Below are 20,284 nucleotides of genomic sequence, written 5' to 3'. Positions count from 1 at the left end.
TCGGAGGAGCTCGTCGATGCGCATCAGGGCCAGCGCACGTTCGGGGTTCGGAGGTTGCCGTGGGCGATGTTGTCGGGTCCGCCCCAGACGTACATGTACGCCTGCCCGGCGAAGCCGGAGTAGCAGAGGCGCTCACCGTTCGGCTCGAACTGCGTCGAGCCGCTGAGGCCGCCGATCGCGACGTTGCCGCTCTCGAACGCGTTGCCGTCACCGTTGCTCGAGCCGGTGTTGTGGCACGCGAACTGGTACGTGCCGGGGCGCAGCTCGTTCCAGTTCAGCTGGAAGAAGCGGCACTGCTCGCCGTTGGCGCCCTGACAGTCGCCCGGGTAGGCGGCATCGCCCTTCGAGAGGGTGATCGACGGGCTCAGCCGTCGCTCCGCGGTCGCCTGGGCGGTCGCGGTGGTGGTCTGCGCGCCGTGCCCGGCTTCGGGCGCACCGGTGGTGGTCTCGACGGTGATGGTGACGGTCTGGCCGCCGTTCGCCGACGCGGACTGGGTGCCGTTGTTCGCGACGCCCTGCCAGCTGCCGTTGCCGATGCGGATGCGCGTCGAGATGTCGCGGCCGTTGCGGGCCGGCGCGGACCACGTGAACGTGACCTGCTCCACCTGCCCGGTGCCGCTCGCGCTCGGCGCGCCGATCGCCCCGTAGGGCCGGACCGCGTTGGACGACGATGACGAGGCGCCGGCGTACTGCTGGCCGTCGATGGTCGTCACGGCGCGGACGACGAACGAGTACGGTCCGCCGTTGTTCCCGAGCCCGCCGACCACGCCGCCGCCCGCAGCGATCGGCTGCCAGCCGCCCCCGTTGACGCTCACCTGGTACTGCACCTCGTTCTCGCGGGCGCCGTTCGTGCTCCCGGGGGTGAAGGTCACGTTCGAGTTCGTGTCGCCCTCGGTCGCGGCGACGTTCGACGGCGCCGCGGGCGCGGTGAACACGCGCACGGGCGCGGAGGGCGCCGAGGGCTGGCTCGTGCCCGCGTCGTTCGTCGCCGTCACGGTGAACGTCACGTTCTCGCCCGTCGCGTCGAAGCGGAAGCTCGCGGTCGTGCCGGTGACCTGCGCCGCTGCCGCGCCGTTCGAGGGCGTCACGGTGTAGCCGGTGATCGGTGCACCGTTCGCATCCGGCGCCGTCCACTGCACGCGCATCTGCACCTCGCCCGGCACGTCGCGGTTGGGGGTCGCGCTGACGCCCTGCACCTGCATCGGCGGGCCGGCCGGCGTGACCGACTGCGAGTACGCGGAGAAGTCGCTCGGCTCGTCGGCGAGGTTCACCGCCTGGATGCGGAACTGGTAGGCGACGCCGTTCGTGAGCCCCGTCCACGTGTGGCTGGTGCCTGCCGCCTGCTGCTGCACGACGCCACCGGGCGCGGGGGGCGAGATCTCGACGGTGTAGCTCTGGATGGGCGAGCCGCGGTTCACCGGCGGCTCCCACGACAGCAGCACCTGCGTGTCGCCGCGGACGACGCTCGGCGGCGCGGGCTGCTCGGGCCGCACGTCGGGTCGCGCCTCGTTCGAGGCCGCCGACGGGTCGGAGTCGCCGACCTCGTTCTGCGCGACGACCTGGAACGTGTAGGTCGTGTTGTTCACGAGCCCCGTGATGGTGCACGTCGTGGCCGAGCACGGGAAGCTGATCGCGCCGTCGGTCGAGCGCACGACGTAGCCGGTGATCGGCGCACCGTTCGCGGACGGCGGCGCCCAGGTGAGGGTGACCTCCGAGTCGCCGACCGCGTCGACGTTCGGGCGCGGCGGCGCGTCGGGGCGCGCCTTCACGTTGAGCGTGAGCGTGCCCGACACCTGGCGCTCGATGCGCTCGGTCGCGTCCTCGACGGTGTACCGGACCGTGAGCACGCCCGAGAAGTCGGTGCCGGGGGTGACCGTGACCTCGCGGTCGGTGTTCGACACCGCGCCGTCGCCCGCGACGATCTCCGCCGAGATGACGCGGAGCGGCCGCCCCTCGTTCTGGTACGGGTTGAAGTCGTTCGCGATCACGTCGGTGGTGAGCGGGATGCTCGCCGTGGCCTCGCCGGAGTCGGGGCGGGCCTGCGCGAGCGGCCGGTTCGTCGCGACGACCTCGACGACGACCGTGCCGGGCGCCTCGTTGCCGTGCGGATCGATGACGACGATCTGGAAGGAGCCGCTCGCACCGGGCGGCGTGTTGACCTCGGCCGTCGCCGAGAACACGCCGTCGTCCGAGAGCGAGGTCACGACGCCGGCCATCGAGCCGCCGCGCGACTCGAACCGCATCGCCTCGAGGTCGCCGGGGTCGGGATCGGACGTGGCGTCGCGCAGGTCGAACGTCGCGGCACCCTCGCCGGCCTCGGCGCGCACGACGGCGCCCGCGAAGGTGGGCGGCACGACGCTCGACGGCACGACCTCGATCGGGATCGTCAGGGTCGCGAGGTTGCCGTTGTCGGGCCCGGTGCCGTCGGTCACCTCGAACGTGATCGACGCCGGGCCGACGTAGCCCGCGGGCGACTGGAAGCGCAGCGTGTCGTTGTCGACGATCAGGCCGCCGCCGTCGCTGTTGACCGCCGTGACCTTCTCGCCGGTCGTGATGCGCGGCGTGTTCGTGGTCGAGACGGTGACGTACTCGCGCAGCTCCATCTGGAGCTCGATGCCGGAGCCGACCTGCACGGGCTCCGCGGAGGCGAGGAACGGTGCGCGGTCACGCACGGGCGGCACCGAGACGAACGCCTCCGCCGTCAGCCCGTCGAGGTCGGTCGCGCGGTAGGTGACGACCTGGAAGGCGTCGCTCGGCGTGACCTGGATCGTGTCGCCGACGACGCGGCCGGGGCCGGTCACGACCGAGAGCTCGAGGTCGCTCGGGTCGCCGTCCGCGTCGAGGTCGTTCTCGAGCACCGGCACGTCGAGCGGCACGTCGACCTCGAGGTCGTCGCGCGGCAGCGGGTCGTCGCGGGCGACCGGCGGCTGCAGCTCGGCATCCTCGGCGACCGTGAGCATGACGGTGCCGGTCGTCGACGCGCCGCGCGCGTCGACGACGCCGTAGGTGAACTGGTAGACGCCCGGCTCCGACGGCGAGCGCAGGTCGACGGTGCTGCGCTCGCCGTTCACGACGGCGCCCTCGAGCTCGGTCGGCAGCTCGAGCCGGTCGGACTGCAGCGAGAGCGCGTCCTGGTCGGGGTCGGAGTCGTTCTCGAGGACGGCGATCGCCACGGCGCGGTCGGGGCGGACGGTCACGAGGTCGGGCTGCGCGAAGGGCGTCTGGTTGACGTCCGCGGCCTGCGCGATGCCGATCACGACGGTCGCGGTGCCGTCGGCGCCCCACCGGTCGCGCACCCGGTAGGTGAACTCCACCGTGCCGGCGCTGCCCGGGAACGCCTCGAAGTCGAAGTAGTCCGGACCGATCGTGCGCAGGATCAGGCCGCCCTCGGGCGCCGTGTCGTAGCCGACCAGCTCGACGCCGTCGCCGTCCGGGTCGATGCCGTCGAGCGGGATCGGGATGCGCACGGTCGAGCCGGCGAGCACGCGCGACGTCACCGTCTCGGGCGCGGGCGGCGTGTTCTGCTCGGCCTCCCGCGGCACGATGGTGATCGCGACGGTCGCGGAGTCGCGGTTGCCGAAGCCGTCGGCGATCTCGTACGTCACCGTCGCCCGGGTGGGCGCGCCCTCGAGCGCGTGGACGCGCAGCTTGCCCTCCGAGAGGAACGCGACGCCCTCCTCCTCGCTCGCGAAGCTCGTCTCGACGATGCGCTCGATCGTGAACGGCGTGCCGTCGGGCGAGAAGTCGTTGCCGGTCACGTCGACGGTCGCGTAGTCGCCGGCGCGCACCGTCGCCTGGTCGTCGACGGCCTTGGGCGGTCGCGGCTGGGTGGGCGGCGTCACCGGGATCACCTCGACGGTGCCGATCTCGGAGAAGCGGCCGTTCGACACCGTGTAGGTGAGCTGGAACGGCGCCTCGAGCCGGTTGTCGACGATGCTGAGGATGCGCCGGTCGCGCAGCTCGACGGTGACGGGCGCGGCGCTCTCGATCGTGAACTGCTGCACGACGAGCACGCCGCCCGCCGGGTCGACGTCGTTCGCGAGCAGGTCGACGAGCGTCGAGCCCTGCTGCGGCAGCAGCGCGGTGTCGCGCACCGCGACGGGCCGAGCCTCGTCGTCGGGCGTGCGGATGTCGACGCGGATGCGGCCCGTGCTCGAGAGCGCGCCGTCGGCGACGAGGTAGGTGAGGTAGTGGCTGCCCACCGGGCCGCCGGTGACGCGGATCGTGCCGGAGTCGAGGTCGACGGTCGTCTCGAGGCTCTGGTTCGGCTCGACCGAGGCGAGGCGGAGCGGCCTGCCCGACGGCGAGAAGTCGTTGAGGAGCGGCCGCGCCGTCGCCTCGCGGCCCTCGACGGTCGAGACGAAGTCCGCGTTCGCGAGCGGCGGGGCATCGCCGCGCTCGCGCACGTCGACGAGGATCTCGGCGGTCGTGTCCGCGCGCCCGTCCGAGACCGTGACGACGACGGTCTGGATGCCCACCTCGCCCGTCGCGGTGTAGATGAGGCGACCCGACGGATCCGTCTGGATCGTGTCGCCCGAGTCGGTCGTGGCACCGCGGAGGTACATGTCGTCGCCGTCGGGGTCGACCCACTCGCTCAGCACCTGGTACTCGTACTCGCCGCCCTGCTCGACCGCGAACGCCTGCTCGCGCATCGGCTCGGGCACCGAGTTCTCGCCCTCGCCGCGCACGCGCACGGTCACCCGTCCGTCGTCCTCGCCGCCGCGGCCGTCGGCGACCCGGTAGTCGACCGTGAACGAGGCCGGCGCGAAGTCGGCGGGCAGCTCGACCTGCAGCTGCGAGTCGTTGGCGACCGGCGCGATCTGCACGCCGGCGGGCAGCTCGCCGACCACGCGCGCGGTGAGCACGTCGCCGTCCGGGTCGGAGTCGTTCCAGAGCACCGGCAGCATCGTCGAGCGACCCGTGCGCGCGCCGAAGTCGTCGTCGTTCGCGATCGGGTCGGTGTTCTCCTCGTTGATGGGCGGCGGCTGGTTCGTGAGCAGGTCCTCGGTCGACTCGGAGTCCTCCTCGTCGCTCTGCTCCTCGGACTGCGGCGGCACGAGGTCCTGCCAGTTGTCGACGAGCACGAGGGTGTCGGCGAGCAGCCAGGAGTTGCCCTGCACGAACTGGTTGAGCACCACCTGGTCGCGGTTGATGCGGAACGCGACCGGGGAGCCGTCCATGCCGTCGACCGGCTGGTCGAGGTCGCGCGCGTCGTCCGCGCAGTCGCGCAGGAAGGCGGAGCTGCCCGGCCACACCGCGTAGACGCAGCCGCCGAGCTGCACGGGCTCGACGGCCTCGCCGCCGCCCTGGCGCTGCTGCACCTCGGCCTCGCCGCCGCCGAGCGGCTGGCGGATGAGCGACGTCGGCGTCGCGAGGATCACGCGGTCGGAGGCGTCGCCGACGAGCTGCACCGCCGCGTCCGCGGGCGCCTCGACGGCGCCGCCCGGCACGAGGAGCGTCGAGGTGGCGGTGTCGAGCACGACCGGCTCGCCGCCGACGGCGCTGACGACCGGGTTCTGCATGCCGGCGAGCTCGCCGCGATCGCGCACGGTCGGCTCGCCGAGGCCGCCCTCCTCGAGCACGGCGATCGACAGCTGCTGGCCGTCGCGCGGCGAGACCGCGTGCACGGTGCCGTCGCGGTCGACGGTCGCGGCCGCGCCCTCGCCGAGCTCGAGCAGCGGCTCGGTGCTCTCGGCCGAGTAGCCGCCGATGTCGGCGAAGGGCATCGCCCACAGGTCGCCGTCGGCCGGGTCGACGATGACGACGGTGCCGCCGTTCAGCGCGATCTCGCCCTGCGGCGGCAGCTGCACGACCGCACCGGTGACGACCTGCACCGGGTCGACGATCATGACCGACGACGCCTCGCGGTTGTGGAGGAGGACCGCGGCGTCGTCCTGCAGCACGTCGAAGTCGGCGGTCGGCGAGATCAGGCCGGCGTCGAGCTCCTCCGCCTGCACGTTGATGCGGCCGAGCTGCTGGGAGTCCTGCTTCGTGACCCAGACGCCGCCGTCGTTGAGGTCGACGTCGGTCGTCGTGAAGCCGTCATACGTGAAGGCGAGGATGCCGAGCGCGACGGAGACCGCCGTGACGAGCGCACCGGCGGCCGTCGACTTGCGATGGCGCGTGACCCACCGGAGCAAGCTGCTCTCCCTCTCGCCGTGACCCGAGATCCAGAGCCGGCGCTAGGGCGCGCACAGGCTCGCGCTCAGTCTGTCAGACAAGAGGTGTCCTCAGCATCGATGCGGGCCACGAACTTCTGCGGCTCTTGCACCCGGAAGCGGTCGCGAGGGCGGGATCGCCTCCCGCGAGCGGCTCAGCGCGAGAGCCGGTCGGCGTTCTCCGCGTTGAAGTCGTCCATGGCCTGGCGGTTGTGCTCGCGGGCCTTGCGGCCGCGCCGGGCGACGATGCCGCCGACCCAGATCGGCACCTCGCGCGCCAGCACGAACGCCAGCACCGAGAGCGGGGCGAGCAGGAGCTCGCTGAGCGCCCGCGCGTCGATGCCGGGCAGCGCGGTGTAGCCCGCCCAGCCGCCCTGCGTCTCCATGTAGGCGCCCGCCAGGTGCGCGACGTAGACGAGCAGCGCCACGATGAAGCCGCCGAGCACGTGCGCCCACCAGCCGGCGCGGTTCACGATGAGCGTCAGCAGCCAGTAGGCGAGGAAGAACACGATGACCGGCAGCAGGTACGAGGGCAGCAGCCAGACCGTCTGCAGCGTCTCGGTCACGTCGAACTCGCGGTCGAAGAGGTAGCCCACGGCGAAGAAGGCGGCCGCGAACAGGATCGCGAAGATGAGCGTGGCGAGCAGCGCGACCGCGAAGCCGACGGCGCGCGCGCCCTTCCGGCGCGGCGGCACGGGCTCCTCGACGAGCACGACCGGCGTCCCTGCGGCCGCAGGGGCCGCGACGGTGCCGTCGTCGGCGCCGAGCGCGGGGGGCGTGTCGTCGCGCACGATGCCGAAGCGCTGCGGGCGCGTCTCGGTGGCGGGCTCCTGCGCCTCGAGCACGCGGGTGTCGCCCGCGTCCGCGTCGTCGGTGCCTCGCGTGCCGATGGGGCGCGTGGCGTCGTCGCTGCGGTCGCCGAGCCGCCCGTGGTGCGGCTGCTGGTCGATGGCCTGCGTCGGCTCCGGCTCGACGAACTCGCGCTCCTCGCGCGGTCGGGCCGCCGTCGCGCCTCCTGCGGCTGCGCCGCCCGCGGCGGCGAGGCCTGCGAGCGAGGCGACGGCAGCGGGGTCGGTGGCGTCGTGGTCGGTGGCGTCGTGGTCGGTGGTGTCGCGGCCGGTGGCGTCGTGGTCGGTGGCGTCGTGGTCAGCGGCCTCGTGGTCGATCGCGCCGTGCTCGGTCGCGCCGAGACCGGCGTCGCCATCGTGGCCGCTCTGGCGGCGCAGCCCGAAGGAGGGGCGGCGCGGCTCCACGAGCGCGGGAGGCTCGGTGGCGACAGGATCGGTCGCGATGGCCTCGGTGGGCGCGTCCTCGGCGTGCGTGACGTCGGCGCTCGGCTCGTCCGCGTGATGGACCTGCGCGATCTCCGGACGCTCGAGCGAGCTCGTCGCCGCATCGCTCTGCGGCTCGACGCGTGCGGTGTCGTCGGGGTGGGCCGCCGAGTGCGACGGTCCGCGGAGGGTCGACGGCGCGATGACGGTGGGCTCGATGGAGCTGTCGGCGGAGCGCGCGTCGCCCTGGTGCTCGACGAGCGGCTGGTGGTCGTCGTGCTCGTCGACCGAGGTCGACGCGATCTCGGCGTCGTGCGGCCCGCCGTCCGCGGAGCGGAGCGGCTGCGTGCTGGTGTCCTCGGCGGGCGCGTCGTCGTGCCCGGGGTCGGCCGCGTGACCGGCCGAGTCTGCCCCGTGACCGGACGGGTCTGCCCTGTGACCGGACTGAGCATCCTGGCCCGTGGGCTCCGTCGCCCGCTCGGGCGCACGGCCGCTGCCGAAGAAGCGGTCGCGCCAGGACGTCGGCTGCTCGTCGCTCATGGGTCCTACCTCCTGCGGCGGCACGGTGCCGCGTCGTCGGCCGATTGTAGGGGGACGTCGGCGGCGTCGGCTGGCGGCGCACCGCCGGGGGACGCGATTGGCGGCACGCGGAAGGGCCGCACCCTCGCGGGTGCGGCCCTTCGCTGACCTCAGGTCGTGCGGTGCTGCCTAGACGTACTGCCCCGGCTCCTGCTCGCCGAGCTCGCCGCCGGTGAAGGCGTCGAAGTCGAGGTACGAGAGGTCGGCCTCGTCGACGCTGCCCGCGTCGGCGAACAGGCGGTTCGGGTACCGCTCCGCCTTCGCCTCCTCGGTGGCCTCGACCGTGACGTCGCGGTAGCGCGACAGGCCGGTGCCCGCGGGGATGAGCTTGCCGATGATGACGTTCTCCTTGAGGCCGAGCAGCGGGTCGCGCTTGCCGGCCAGAGCCGCCTCGGTGAGCACCTTGGTCGTCTCCTGGAAGGAGGCGGCCGAGAGCCACGACTCCGTCGCGAGCGACGCCTTCGTGATGCCCATGACCTCCTGGCGCGCCGAGGCGGTCTTGAGGCCCTCGGTCAGCGCGGCACGGTTGATCTCGTTGTACTTCGAGCGGTCGACCAGCTCACCGGGCAGCAGGCTCGTCTCGCCGTGGTCGACGACCGTGACCTTGCGGAGCATCTGGCGGACGATGACCTCGATGTGCTTGTCGTGGATCGGCACACCCTGCGAGCGGTACACGTCCTGGACGCCCGAGACCAGGTGCTTCTGCACCTCGCGGACGCCGCGCACGCGCAGCACCTCCTTGGGGTCCACCGAGCCGACCTGCAGCTGCTGGCCCTGCTCGACGCGGTCGCCGTCGGCGACCTCGAGGGTCGCGCGGCGGAGCACCGGGTAGGCGAACTCCTCGTCGCCGTCATCGGGCGTGAGCACGATGCGCTTCGACTTCTCGTCCTCCTCGATGCGCACACGACCCGCGGCCTCGGCGATGGGCGACGAGTTCTTCGGGGTGCGAGCCTCGAAGAGCTCCGTCACGCGGGGCAGACCCTGCGTGATGTCGCTCGCGCCGACGGAGCCGCCGGTGTGGAACGTGCGCATCGTGAGCTGCGTGCCGGGCTCGCCGATCGACTGGGCGGCGATGATGCCGACCGCCTCGCCGATGTCCACGAGCTTGCCGGTCGCGAGCGAGCGGCCGTAGCAGTGGGCGCAGACGCCGACCGCGGACTCGCACGTCAGGACCGAGCGGACCTTGACCTGCTCGATGCCGGCCTCGACGAACGCGCGGATCTCGCGGTCGCCGATGTCGGAGCCGCCCGTGGCGAGCACGGTGCCGTCCGACGCCACCACGTCGACCGCGAGGTTGCGGGCGTAGACCGCGGACTCCACGTTCTCGTGCAGCGTCAGCTGGCCGTCGATGACCTCGGCGATCGGCACCTCGAGGCCGCGCTCGGTGCCGCAGTCGTCCTCACGGATGATGACGTCCTGCGACACGTCGACGAGGCGACGCGTCAGGTAGCCCGAGTCGGCCGTGCGGAGCGCCGTGTCGGCCGAGCCCTTGCGGGCACCGTGCGTGGCGATGAAGTACTCCGCCACGGTCAGGCCCTCGCGGTACGAGGAGATGATCGGACGCGGGATGACCTCGCCCTTCGGGTTGGTCACGAGACCGCGCATGCCGGTGATGTTGCGCACCTGGATCCAGTTGCCGTTCGCGCCGGCGGTGACCATGCGGTAGATGGAGTTGTTCTCGTCGAACGCCTCCTGCGTGGCCTTCTGCACCTCGTTCGTGGCCTTGGTCCACAGCTCGGTGAGGTCGGTGCGACGCTCCGAGTCGGTGATGAGGCCCTTCTCGAACTTGCCCTGGACATTGCTCGCCGAGGCCTCGGCGGCCGCCACGATCTCGCCCTTGCGGGCCGGCGTGATGACGTCCGAGAGCGCGACGGTGATGCCGGAGCGCGTGGCCCAGTAGAAGCCGGCGTCCTTGATCTTGTCGAGCGTCGCCGCCACCACGGTCTTCGGGTAGCGCTCTGCGAGCGCGTTCACGATGAGCGAGATGACCGGCTTCGCCGCGACCTCCGCCACGAACGGGAAGTCCGCGGGCAGCAGCTCGTTGAAGAGAGCGCGACCCAGGGTCGTCTCGTGCAGGAACGGCTCGCCGTCGACGAAGCCCTCGGGGCGGTCCTGGTCGCGGAAGACCAGACCGTGCAGACGGATCCGCACGGGTGCACCCAGGTCGAGCGAGTGCTGGTCCATCGCCATGATCGCCTCGGCGACCGACGAGAACGCACGGCCCTTGCCGACACCCTCCGGCTTGAGGGTCGTCAGGTGGTGCAGGCCCGAGACGATCTCGTGGGTCGGCAGGGTCACCGGACGGCCGTCGGACGGCTTCAGGATGTTGTTCGACGCGAGCATGAGCACGCGGGCCTCGGCCTGCGCCTCGACCGACAGCGGCAGGTGAACAGCCATCTGGTCGCCGTCGAAGTCGGCGTTGAACGCCGAGCACACGAGCGGGTGCAGCTGGATGGCCTTGCCCTCGACGAGCAGCGGCTCGAAGGCCTGGATGCCGAGGCGGTGCAGCGTGGGCGCGCGGTTCAGCAGCACGGGGCGCTCGCGGATGATCTCCTCGAGCACGTCCCAGACCTGCGGCTTCGACCGCTCGACCATGCGCTTCGCGTGCTTGATGTTCTGCGAGTGGCCCAGGTCGATGAGGCGCTTGATGACGAACGGCTTGAACAGCTCGAGCGCCATCTGCTTCGGCAGGCCGCACTGGTGCAGCTGCAGCTGCGGGCCGACCACGATGACCGAGCGGCCCGAGTAGTCGACGCGCTTGCCGAGCAGGTTCTGGCGGAACCGGCCCTGCTTGCCCTTGAGCATGTCGGAGAGCGACTTCAGCGCGCGGTTGCCGGTGCCCGTGACGGGACGGCCGCGGCGGCCGTTGTCGAACAGGGCGTCGACCGCCTCCTGCAGCATGCGCTTCTCGTTGTTCACGATGATCTCGGGAGCACCGAGGTCGAGCAGGCGGCGGAGTCGGTTGTTGCGGTTGATGACGCGGCGGTAGAGGTCGTTCAGGTCGCTCGTCGCGAAGCGGCCACCGTCGAGCTGCACCATCGGGCGCAGCTCCGGCGGGATGACCGGGACGACGTCGAGCACCATCGCGGCCGGGCTGTTGCCCGTCTGCAGGAACGAGTTCACGACCTTGAGGCGCTTGATCGCGCGGATCTTGCGCTGGCCCTTGCCCTCGGCGATCTGCTTGTGCAGGTCCTCGGACTCGGCTGCCAGGTCGAACGCCAGGAGGCGGAGCTTGATGGCCTCCGCGCCCATGTGGCCGTCGAAGAACTCGCCGTAGAGGTCGACGAGGTCGTGGTAGACCGCGTCCTCCGCCTTGAGGTCGCCGACCTTCAGCGAGCGGAAGTCGTCGAAGACCCGCTCGAGGTGGGCGATCTGGTCGTCGGCGATCTTGCGCAGCTGCGCCATCTCGCGCTCACCGGCGTCGCGGACCTTGCGCTTCTGGTCGGCCTTGGCGCCCTCCTCCTCGAGCTGGGCGACGTCCGTCTCCAGCTGCGCGAGGCGCTCGGCGATGTCGGCGTCACGGCGCTTCTCGATCTCGCCCGTCTTGAGGCGCAGCTCCTGCTCCAGCTGGGGCAGGCGCTCGTGACGAGCATCCGCGTCCACCCGGATGATCATGTACGCGGCGAAGTAGATGACCTTCTCGAGGTCCTTCGGCGCCATGTCCAGCAGGTAGCCGAGGCGGCTCGGCACGCCCTTGAAGTACCAGATGTGCGTGACGGGCGCGGCGAGCTCGATGTGGCCCATGCGCTCGCGGCGCACCGACGACTTCGTGACCTCGACGCCGCATCGCTCGCAGACGATGCCCTTGAAGCGCACGCGCTTGTACTTGCCGCACGCGCACTCCCAGTCGCGCGACGGGCCGAAGATCTGCTCGCCGAACAGGCCGTCCTTCTCCGGCTTCAGCGTGCGGTAGTTGATGGTCTCCGGCTTCTTGACCTCGCCGTAGGACCAGGCACGGATGTGGTCGGCCGTGGCCAGGCCGATCCGCAGTTCATCGAACGTGGTTGCGTCGATCAATGCAATTCCCTCTTGTCTGAGTTCAGTTCGCGGCGGATCAGATGTCGTCGATCGACGACATCTCCGGCCTGGAGATGTTGATGCCGAGCTCCTCGGCCGTGCGCAGCGCCTCGTCCTCGTCGTCGCGCAGCGTGACGAGCTCGCCGGCTGCGTTCAGCACCTCGACGTTCAGGCACAGCGACTGCATCTCCTTCATGAGCACCTTGAAGGACTCGGGGATGCCGGGCTCCTGGATGTTCTCGCCCTTGACGATCGCCTCGTACACCTTCACGCGGCCGACGATGTCGTCCGACTTGATGGTGAGCAGCTCCTGCAGCGTGTAGGCGGCGCCGTACGCCTCGAGCGCCCAGACCTCCATCTCGCCGAACCGCTGGCCGCCGAACTGGGCCTTACCGCCCAGGGGCTGCTGCGTGATCATCGAGTACGGGCCGGTCGAGCGGGCGTGGATCTTGTCGTCGACGAGGTGGTGGAGCTTGAGGATGTACATGTAGCCGACCGAGATCGGGTACGGGTACGGCTCACCGGAGCGTCCGTCGAACAGGCTCGCCTTGCCGGAGCCGTCGACGAGCCGCTGGCCGTCGCGCGTCGGGAGCGTCGCGTCGAGCAGGCCGATGATGGCCTCCTCGGTCGCGCCGTCGAACACCGGCGTGGCGACCTTCGTGTCGGCGGGCGCCTCGAGCGTGCGCGGGTCGAGACCCTCCGCCCACTCCGGGGTGCCCTCGACCTTCCAGCCCGTCTTCGCGATCCAGCCGAGGTGCGTCTCGAGCACCTGGCCGAAGTTCATGCGCTTCGGGATGCCGAGCGGGTTCAGCACGATGTCGACCGGCGTGCCGTCGGAGAGGAACGGCATGTCCTCCTCGGGCAGGATCTTCGCGATGACGCCCTTGTTGCCGTGACGGCCGGCGAGCTTGTCGCCCTCGGTGATCTTGCGCTTCTGCGCGATGTAGACCACGACCTTCTCGTGCACGCCCGAGCCCAGCTCGTCGTCGCCGTCCTCAGCGCGGAACTGCTTGACCGCGATGACCGTGCCCTGCTCGCCGTGGGGCACCTTGAGCGACGTGTCGCGGACCTCGCGGCTCTTCTCGTTGAAGATCGCGCGGAGCAGGCGCTCCTCGGCGCTCAGCTCGGTCTCGCCCTTCGGCGTGACCTTGCCGACCAGGATGTCGCCGGGGACGACCTCGGCGCCGATGCGGATGATGCCGCGCTCGTCGAGGTCGGCCAGCAGGTCCGGGCCGACGTTGGGGAGGTCACGGGTGACCTCCTCCTTGCCGAGCTTCGTGTCGCGGGCGTCGACCTCGTACTCCTCGATGTGGATCGACGAGAGCACGTCGTCCTTCACGAGGTTCTGGCTGAGGATGATCGCGTCCTCGTAGTTGTGGCCCTCCCACGGCATGAACGCCACGAGCAGGTTGCGGCCGAGGGCGAGCTCGCCCTGGTCGGTCGCGGGGCCGTCGGCGATGACCTCGCCGGCCTCGATGCGGTCGCCCGCCGAGACGATGACGCGGTGGTTGTACGACGTGCCCTGGTTCGAGCGGTCGAACTTGCGCAGGAAGTACTGCTGCGTGCCGCCCTCGTCGAGCTGGATCGAGACCATGTCGGCCGAGACCTCGGCGACCACGCCCGCGCCCTGCGCGGTGATGACGTCGCCGGAGTCGATGGCCGCGAAGCCCTCCATGCCGGTGCCGACGAACGGCGACTCGCTGCGGACCAGCGGCACCGCCTGGCGCTGCATGTTCGCACCCATGAGGGCGCGGTTCGCGTCGTCGTGCTCGAGGAACGGGATGAGGCTCGTCGCGACCGACACCATCTGGCGCGGCGAGACGTCCATGTAGTCGACCTCGGTCGGGACGACCAGCTCGACCTCCTCGCCCTTGCGGCGGGCGACGACGCGCTCCTCGATGAACTGCTGCTTCCCGTTGAGGCGGTTGTTCGCGTGCGCGACGACGAACTCGTCCTCCTCGGAGGCGGTCAGGTAGTCGATCTTCTCGGAGACGACGCCGTTCTCGACGCGGCGGTACGGCGTCTCGATGAAGCCGAACGAGTTGATGCGCGCGAAGGTCGCGAGCGAGCCGATGAGGCCGATGTTCGGGCCTTCCGGCGTCTCGATCGGGCACATGCGGCCGTAGTGCGAGGGGTGGACGTCACGGACCTCGACGCCGGCGCGCTCGCGGGAGAGGCCGCCGGGGCCGAGCGCCGACAGGCGGCGCTTGTGGGTCAGACCCGCGAGCGGGTTGTTCTGGTCCATGAACTGCGACAGCTGCGAGGTGCCGAAGAACTCCTTGATCGCAGCCGAGACCGGACGCACGTTGATGAGCGTCTGGGGCGTGATCGCCTCGATGTCCTGCGTCGACATGCGCTCGCGCACGACGCGCTCCATGCGAGCCAGGCCCGTGCGGACCTGGTTCTGGATGAGCTCGCCGACCGCGCGGATGCGGCGGTTGCCGAAGTGGTCGATGTCGTCGACGTCGAGGCGGATCTCGACGGGCTCGCCCTTGCGGACGCCCGGCAGGGTCGTCTGCTCGGCGTGCAGCGCGACGAGGTACTTGATCGTCGCGACGATGTCCTCGACCGACAGGACCGAGTCGCTCATCGGCACGTCGATGCCGAGCTTGCGGTTGATCTTGTAGCGACCCACCTTGGCGAGGTCGTAGCGCTTCGGGTTGAAGTAGAAGTTGTCGAGCAGCGCGCGGGCGGCCTCGGCGGCGACCTGCTCGCCCGGACGCAGCTTGCGGTAGATGTCGCGGAGGGCGTCCTCCTTCGACATCGGCGCATCCTTCTCGAGCGTCGCGATGATCGACTCGTAGCCGGCGAACTCCTTGGCGATGTCCTCGCTCGTCATGCCGAGGGCCTTGAGGAAGACGGTGACCGACTGCTTGCGCTTGCGGTCGATGCGCACGCCGACGGCGTCGCGCTTGTCGACCTCGAACTCGAGCCATGCGCCGCGGCTGGGGATGACGCGAGCCGAGTAGACGTCCTTGTCCGAGTTCTTCTCGGGGGTGCGCTCGAAGTAGACACCGGGGCTGCGCACGAGCTGCGAGACGACGACGCGCTCGGTGCCGTTCACGATGAACGTGCCCTTCTCGGTCATGAGCGGGAAGTCGCCCATGAAGACGGTCTGCGACTTGATCTCGCCCGTCTCGTGGTTCATGAACTCGGCCGACACGTACAGCGGCGCGGCGTACGTCTTGCCGCGCTCCTTGCACTCGTCGATCGTGTACTTCGGCACGTCGAGCACCGGCTCCGAGAACGAGAGCTGCATCTTCTCGCTCAGGTCCTCGATCGGGGAGATCTCCTCGAAGATCTCCTCCAGGCCCGAGTGCGCGGGGATGTCGTCGCGACCCTCGGCGTTCGCCTCGTCGAGGCGCGCCTTCCATGCGTCGTCACCGATGAGCCATTCGAAGCTCTCGGTCTGGAGCGCCAGCAGGTCGGGGACCGTGAGCGTCTCCGAGATGTGCGCGAAGCTCAGTCGGCTTGCGCGCCGACCGGTCTTGGGGGCCAGTTCAGCCAAGGCAGATACCTCCGGGCCGGGAAGGGTTGCGGGTCTTCCCGGGATCGTGTCGTCGGTGAGAGACTCGTCAACACCCTGAAGCGCCCTGTCCGGGCGCGCGCCGACCGCAATATGAAGGCAGAGGGGATGTCTGTGAGCGCAACTAGCCACGATACGCGGCTGGGCCCTGCGTGTCCAGTCCCTCGGCGTGTCGTCCTGCGGGTCGCCGTCGGCCGGTGGTAGCGCGCGCCCGATCGGGGATGCAGCGGTGCCGCGCACGGGAGGATGGAGCCCGTGAGCACCCCCAGCCGTCGCCTCTCGAGCGGCCTCCACGCGGAGATGCGCTACGCCTCGTCGGGCTGGCAGCTCGTCGTCGACGGCACCCCGCAGTCGCACGTCGACCCCGAGCAGCCGCAGCTGCTCATCTACGAGTACGTGCAGCAGATCGGCCACGTCATCGACGCGCTGCCCGCCGGCCCGATCACCGCCGTGCACCTCGGCGCGGGCGCCCTCACGCTGCCCCGCTACGTCGACGCGACCCGGCCCGGCTCTCGCCAGCAGGTGATCGAGCTCGAGCCGCTGCTCGTCGAGCTCGTGCGCGAGGTGGCCCCGCTCCCCCGCGGCGCGAGCGTGCGCGTGCGCTACGGCGACGCCCGCGAGCAGCTCTCGCGCCTGCCCGCGGGGCTGCGCGGGGCCGTCGACCTCGTCATCGTCGACGTCTTCTCGGGCGCGCAGACGCCCGCGCACGTGACGACCGTCGAGTTCCACGCGCTCGTGCGCGACCTGCTGGCGCCCACGGGCGTCGTGGTGGTGAACATCGCCGACGACCGCACGCTCGCGTTCGCGAAGCGGCAGCTGGCGGCCCTGCTCGAGGTGCACGAGGATGCGGCGGCGCTCGCCGACCCCGGCATGCTGAAGGGCAGGCGCTTCGGCAACGTCGTGGCGGTCGCCGGCCGCGAGCTGCCCGACCTCGACGAGATCGGCCGCGCGCTGCGCCGCGACCCGCTGCCCGGCAAGGTCGTCGCCGGCGCAGAGCTGCGCCGCTTCCTCGGCGGTGCCTCTCCGGCCCGCGACGCCGACGCGACGCCGAGCCCCGCGCCCGGCAGGGGCGTCTTCGGCTGACCCCGCTCTCAACGTCGCCCGTGGTCGCTCGCGCCGCATGCGGCCCCGTTCGACCACCCGCGACGTTGAGGTCCGATGCTGCGCAGGGACGGCTCGTCACGGATCGCGGCGCGTGCTCCCGGCGAATCGGTGCCGATGCGCGACGATGTGGGGATGAGCGAGTCGATCGGCTACGACCAGACCGCGCTGCGGAACGCCGTCGACGTCGCGGCGGCGGCCCGCAGGCTGCGCCAGCTCGGCCGCGAGCGCTCGCTCGCCGCGGTGTCGGAGCGCGCGTGGCTGCTCGAGAGCATCGGCAGGCTCGACGAGGCGCTGACGGCCGCGACCGAGGCCGTGACGCTCGCCCGCGCATCCGGCTCGCGCGACCGCGTCGCCGAGGCCCGGCTGCTGCGCGCATCCGTCGTGCAGACGCGCGGCGACCTGCGCACGGCGCTGCGCGAGTGCACGGCGCTCATCGCCGAGTCCCGCTCGAACGACTGGGTCGAGCTGTGGGCGCACGCGCTGCAGCAGCGCGGCACGGTGCACTTCGCGCTGCACCAGTGGCACGACGCGTGCGTCGACTTCACCGTGGCCGTCGAGCTGTGCCGCGAGGCCGACCTGCCCGCCGAGCAGCTGCAGGCAGCCGAGGTGGCGCTGCTCGTGGCGACCGACCGTGCGCAGACCGAGGCGATCCGCGCCGAGCAGGACGTGCCGCGCGCGACGCACCCGATCTGGGGCGGTCGCTGAGCCGCATCCACAGGGTGCGGTCGCCGGTTCGCGCCGGATCGGCAGCGGCTGGCATGCTCGCGGGGTCGGATGCAGGGCGGGGCAGGCGGAAGGGGCTCGCGGTGGCGGATCTCGAGCGCGTGCGCGTGTGGGCAGAGGCCCTCATCCGGCTGCACCTCGACGACGGCTGGACGTTCGGCTTCGACCGCGCCGTGAAGCGCGCCGGGCTCACCGACTACACGGCGCGGCGCATCTCGGTCTCGAAGCACCTCGCCGCGCGCTGGGACGACGACGACGTGCACCAGACGCTGCTGCACGAGGTCGCGCACGCGATGGCGGGGCCGGGCGCCGGGCACGGGCCGCGGTGGCAGCGCACGGCGCGCGAGCTCGGCTACGCCGGCGGGCGCACGCATCAGGGCGAGATCGCGTCGGAGCGCGCCGGGTGGGTCGGCTCCTGCCCCGGCGGGCACGAGCACGTGCGGTTCCGCGCGCCGCGCGGCCGCTACGCCTGCCGGGCGTGCACGCGCGCCGCGCGCCGGGTCGTCGAGATCCGCTGGCAGCGGCGCGCGAGCGCCGCGTGACGCGCGACGCTCCTTCGGCGCGGCGGACGCTGTCGAACGGGCTCGAGGCCGCCCTCCGCCCCGACGCGCACGGTCTCGTCCTCGTGATCGACGGCATCGAGCAGTCGCACCTCGGGGTGCCGGGCGCGCCGCCTCGGCACGCCTCGCATCGCTGGATGCTCGCGGCGTCGATCGCCGCGCTCGGCGCGCGGACCGGCGCGGTGCAGCCCGGCGGCGAGCCGCACCCTGGCAGCGCCGAGCTGCACCCTGGCCGCGGCGCTGAGCCTCGCGTCGTCAGCGGCGCGACCGCGCTGCACCTCGGCGGCGGTGCTGCCGCGCTGCACCTCGGCGGCGGCGCTGCCGCACTGCCGCGCGCGCTGCAGCACGCCGTGCCGGGGCTCCGGCAGCGCGTCGTCGAGCTCGAGCCGGCGCTCGTCGACCTCGTCGCCGAGGGCGCACCGCTGCCGCCCGGCATCGAGGTCGTCGTCGGCGACGGTCGCGCCGTGCTCGAGCGCGTGCCGTCGCCGGTCGCGCTCGTGACGATCGACGTCTTCGGCGCCGGGAGCGTCCCCGCGGCCTTCACGACCGTCGAGTGCTTCGCGGCGGCGCGAGCCTCGCTCGCCCCTGGCGGCACGCTGGTCGTGAACACCGCCGACGGCCCGCCGCTGCGCTTCGTGCGCAGCCAGGTCGCCACGCTGCAGGCGGTCTTCGCGCACGTCGCGCTCATCTCGACGGGCTCGACGCTCGCCGGCGCTCGCCACAGCAACCTCGTGCTCGTCGCGAGCGACGCGCCGCTGCCGGTCGACGACATCCGCGAGCGCGTCCGCGTCGGTCCGCCACCGGCCGCGGTCGTCGCGGGGCGACGGCTCGCGCGCTTCGCCGCCGACACCGCGCCACAGCCGGTGCGCGATGCGACCGCGGTCGACTCCCCCGCGCCCGTGCGTTCGGCCTACCTGGGCTCCGCCTCGCTGCCGCCCTCGCTCACGGACCCGACGGACGACTGACCGGCGTCGGCGTCGGCCGCGTCCTCGCCCTCGCCCGCGACCGGCGGCGCCGAGGCGTCGTACGACGCGCTGATCCGGTGGTACGAGCGGGTGAGGAACGCGAGCATCGCTGCCAGCACCATGATCGCGCCGCCGATGACGAAGACGAGCGCGATGCCGCGCGTGCTGCCGGTGCCGAGCCAGGGCTCGAGGGTCGCGGATCCCTCGCCGGAGCGCGCCCACGGGATCACCCAGAACTCCGCGATCGGGGCGATGAGGAACGCGGTGATCGGCGCGGCCGCCGACTCGAACGCCATCGCGAAGCCGAACACCCGGCCCTGCCGGCTGAGCGGCACGACGCGCTGGATGACCGTCTGCTCGGCCGCCTCGGCCGCGGGGATCAAGCACATGTAGAGCCAGATGCCGCCGGCGTACAGCCACCACTGCTCGCGGACGGCGAAGAGCGCGCCGAGCACGCCCATCGCGATCACGACGAGCAGCAGCGTGCGGATGGGCCGCTTGCCCAGGCCGAACCGCGCGATCGCGAGGCCGCCGATGATGAAGCCGGTCGCCGTGACGCCGAGCACGAGACCCCACATCTCGACCGAGAAGATCTCGAGCCCGTACGGGTCCATGAGCGCCATGTAGAGGCCGCCGATGAGGTTGTTGAAGGTCGAGAAGATGATGAGGGCGAAGAGGCCGCCGATCGCGAGCACAGCGCGGATCGAGCCGCGCAGATCGATCCCGCGCGCGGTGTCGTCGGCGTCGAGCGCGACGATGTCCTGCGGCATCCGCAGCGTCGCGAGGTGGCCGAGGCTCACGGTCGTGAGGGCGATGGCGATCGCGATCGTCCACCCCATCCCGAGCTGCCCGATCGCGAGGCCGGAGAACACGCTCGTGATGATGAACGCGAGGCCCTGCACCGTGCCGACCATGCCGTTCGCGTTCGCGTGCCGCTCGTCGGGCACCAGGATCGTCACGGTCGTCGACAGCGCGATGTTGCGCATGTGCTCGACGACCGCGCCGGCGAGGATGATCGTCGTGAAGAGCCAGAACCAGGGCTGGGTCAGGTCGAGCAGCGCCGGCTCTGGCAGCAGCAGGTACATCGCGCCGGCGAGCGCGAAGGCCGTGAGCGTGATGCTGCCCGAGAGCAGCATGACCCGCAGCTTGCGGTGGTGGTCGACGATCGAGCCGAACAGCATGCTGCTGAACGCGACGAAGAGCATGTAGGCGCCGCCGATGATGCCGGTGGCGAGCACCGACCGGGTCTCGAGGTACACCCAGAACGTGAGCGCGAACCACAGGAAGCTCGTCGTGATGTTCGCGAGCGCGGTGTTCGCCAGCACGTGCAGGAACGTGCGCTCACCGGACGTGGTGGGCTTCGTCGCCGTCATGGCCGACA

General features: G+C 71.6%; 9 protein-coding genes. 4 read left to right on the top strand and 5 right to left on the bottom strand.

The features are described from left to right. Nucleotides 1-23: 23 nt before the first annotated feature. From EDD26_RS06790 to rpoB, 4 genes are all read right to left on the bottom strand, one after another. Nucleotides 24-6,140: an Ig-like domain-containing protein gene (locus EDD26_RS06790; protein WP_123697013.1), complete on the bottom strand. Its 6,117-nt coding sequence runs from the start codon at nt 6,138-6,140 to the stop codon at nt 24-26. 173 nt (nt 6,141-6,313) lie between these two features. Continuing rightward, on the bottom strand, nt 6,314-7,969 hold the full coding sequence (locus EDD26_RS06785) for a hypothetical protein (protein WP_123697012.1): 1,656 nt from the start codon (nt 7,967-7,969) through the stop codon (nt 6,314-6,316). A 168-nt stretch (nt 7,970-8,137) separates the two neighbouring features. Beyond that, nucleotides 8,138-12,025, bottom strand: coding sequence for a DNA-directed RNA polymerase subunit beta' (gene rpoC / locus EDD26_RS06780; protein WP_123697011.1), 3,888 nt, complete (start codon nt 12,023-12,025; stop codon nt 8,138-8,140). A gap of 37 nt (nt 12,026-12,062) precedes the next feature. After that, nucleotides 12,063-15,533 (bottom strand): DNA-directed RNA polymerase subunit beta, encoded by a 3,471-nt coding sequence (gene rpoB, locus EDD26_RS06775; RefSeq protein ID WP_123697010.1) that lies wholly within the window; start codon nt 15,531-15,533, stop codon nt 12,063-12,065. Nucleotides 15,534-15,797: 264 nt separating this feature from the next. Here rpoB and EDD26_RS06770 point away from each other — a divergent pair, with 264 nt between their 5' ends. The 4 genes from EDD26_RS06770 (at nt 15,798) to EDD26_RS06755 (ending at nt 18,903) form a co-directional block, all read left to right on the top strand. Further along, complete coding sequence (locus tag EDD26_RS06770) at nt 15,798-16,634, top strand: spermidine synthase (protein ID WP_123697009.1); 837 nt, start codon at nt 15,798-15,800, stop codon at nt 16,632-16,634. Between the two features lie 153 nt (nt 16,635-16,787). Next, on the top strand, nt 16,788-17,360 hold the full coding sequence (locus EDD26_RS06765; RefSeq protein WP_123697008.1) for a hypothetical protein: 573 nt from the start codon (nt 16,788-16,790) through the stop codon (nt 17,358-17,360). A gap of 101 nt (nt 17,361-17,461) precedes the next feature. After that, entirely contained in the window at nt 17,462-17,920 is a 459-nt protein-coding gene (locus EDD26_RS06760; protein ID WP_123697007.1) for a SprT-like domain-containing protein, read from the top strand. Next, nucleotides 17,917-18,903, top strand: coding sequence for a spermidine synthase (locus EDD26_RS06755; protein ID WP_148058712.1), 987 nt, complete (start codon nt 17,917-17,919; stop codon nt 18,901-18,903). The genes EDD26_RS06760 and EDD26_RS06755 overlap by 4 nt, the downstream gene beginning before the upstream one ends. Here the strand turns inward: EDD26_RS06755 and EDD26_RS06750 are convergent. Beyond that, a complete protein-coding gene (locus tag EDD26_RS06750; RefSeq protein ID WP_123697005.1) occupies nt 18,849-20,276 on the bottom strand; it encodes an MFS transporter in 1,428 nt (475 codons plus the stop codon). The genes EDD26_RS06755 and EDD26_RS06750 overlap by 55 nt on opposite strands. Between the last annotated feature and the right edge of the window lie 8 nt (nt 20,277-20,284).

Origin of the sequence: Agrococcus jenensis (assembly GCF_003752465.1) — a bacterium.
Lineage (GTDB): Bacteria > Actinomycetota > Actinomycetes > Actinomycetales > Microbacteriaceae > Agrococcus > Agrococcus jenensis.
The sequence above is the reverse complement of the archived record's forward strand: the minus strand, read 5'-3'. Positions and strand labels throughout refer to the sequence as shown.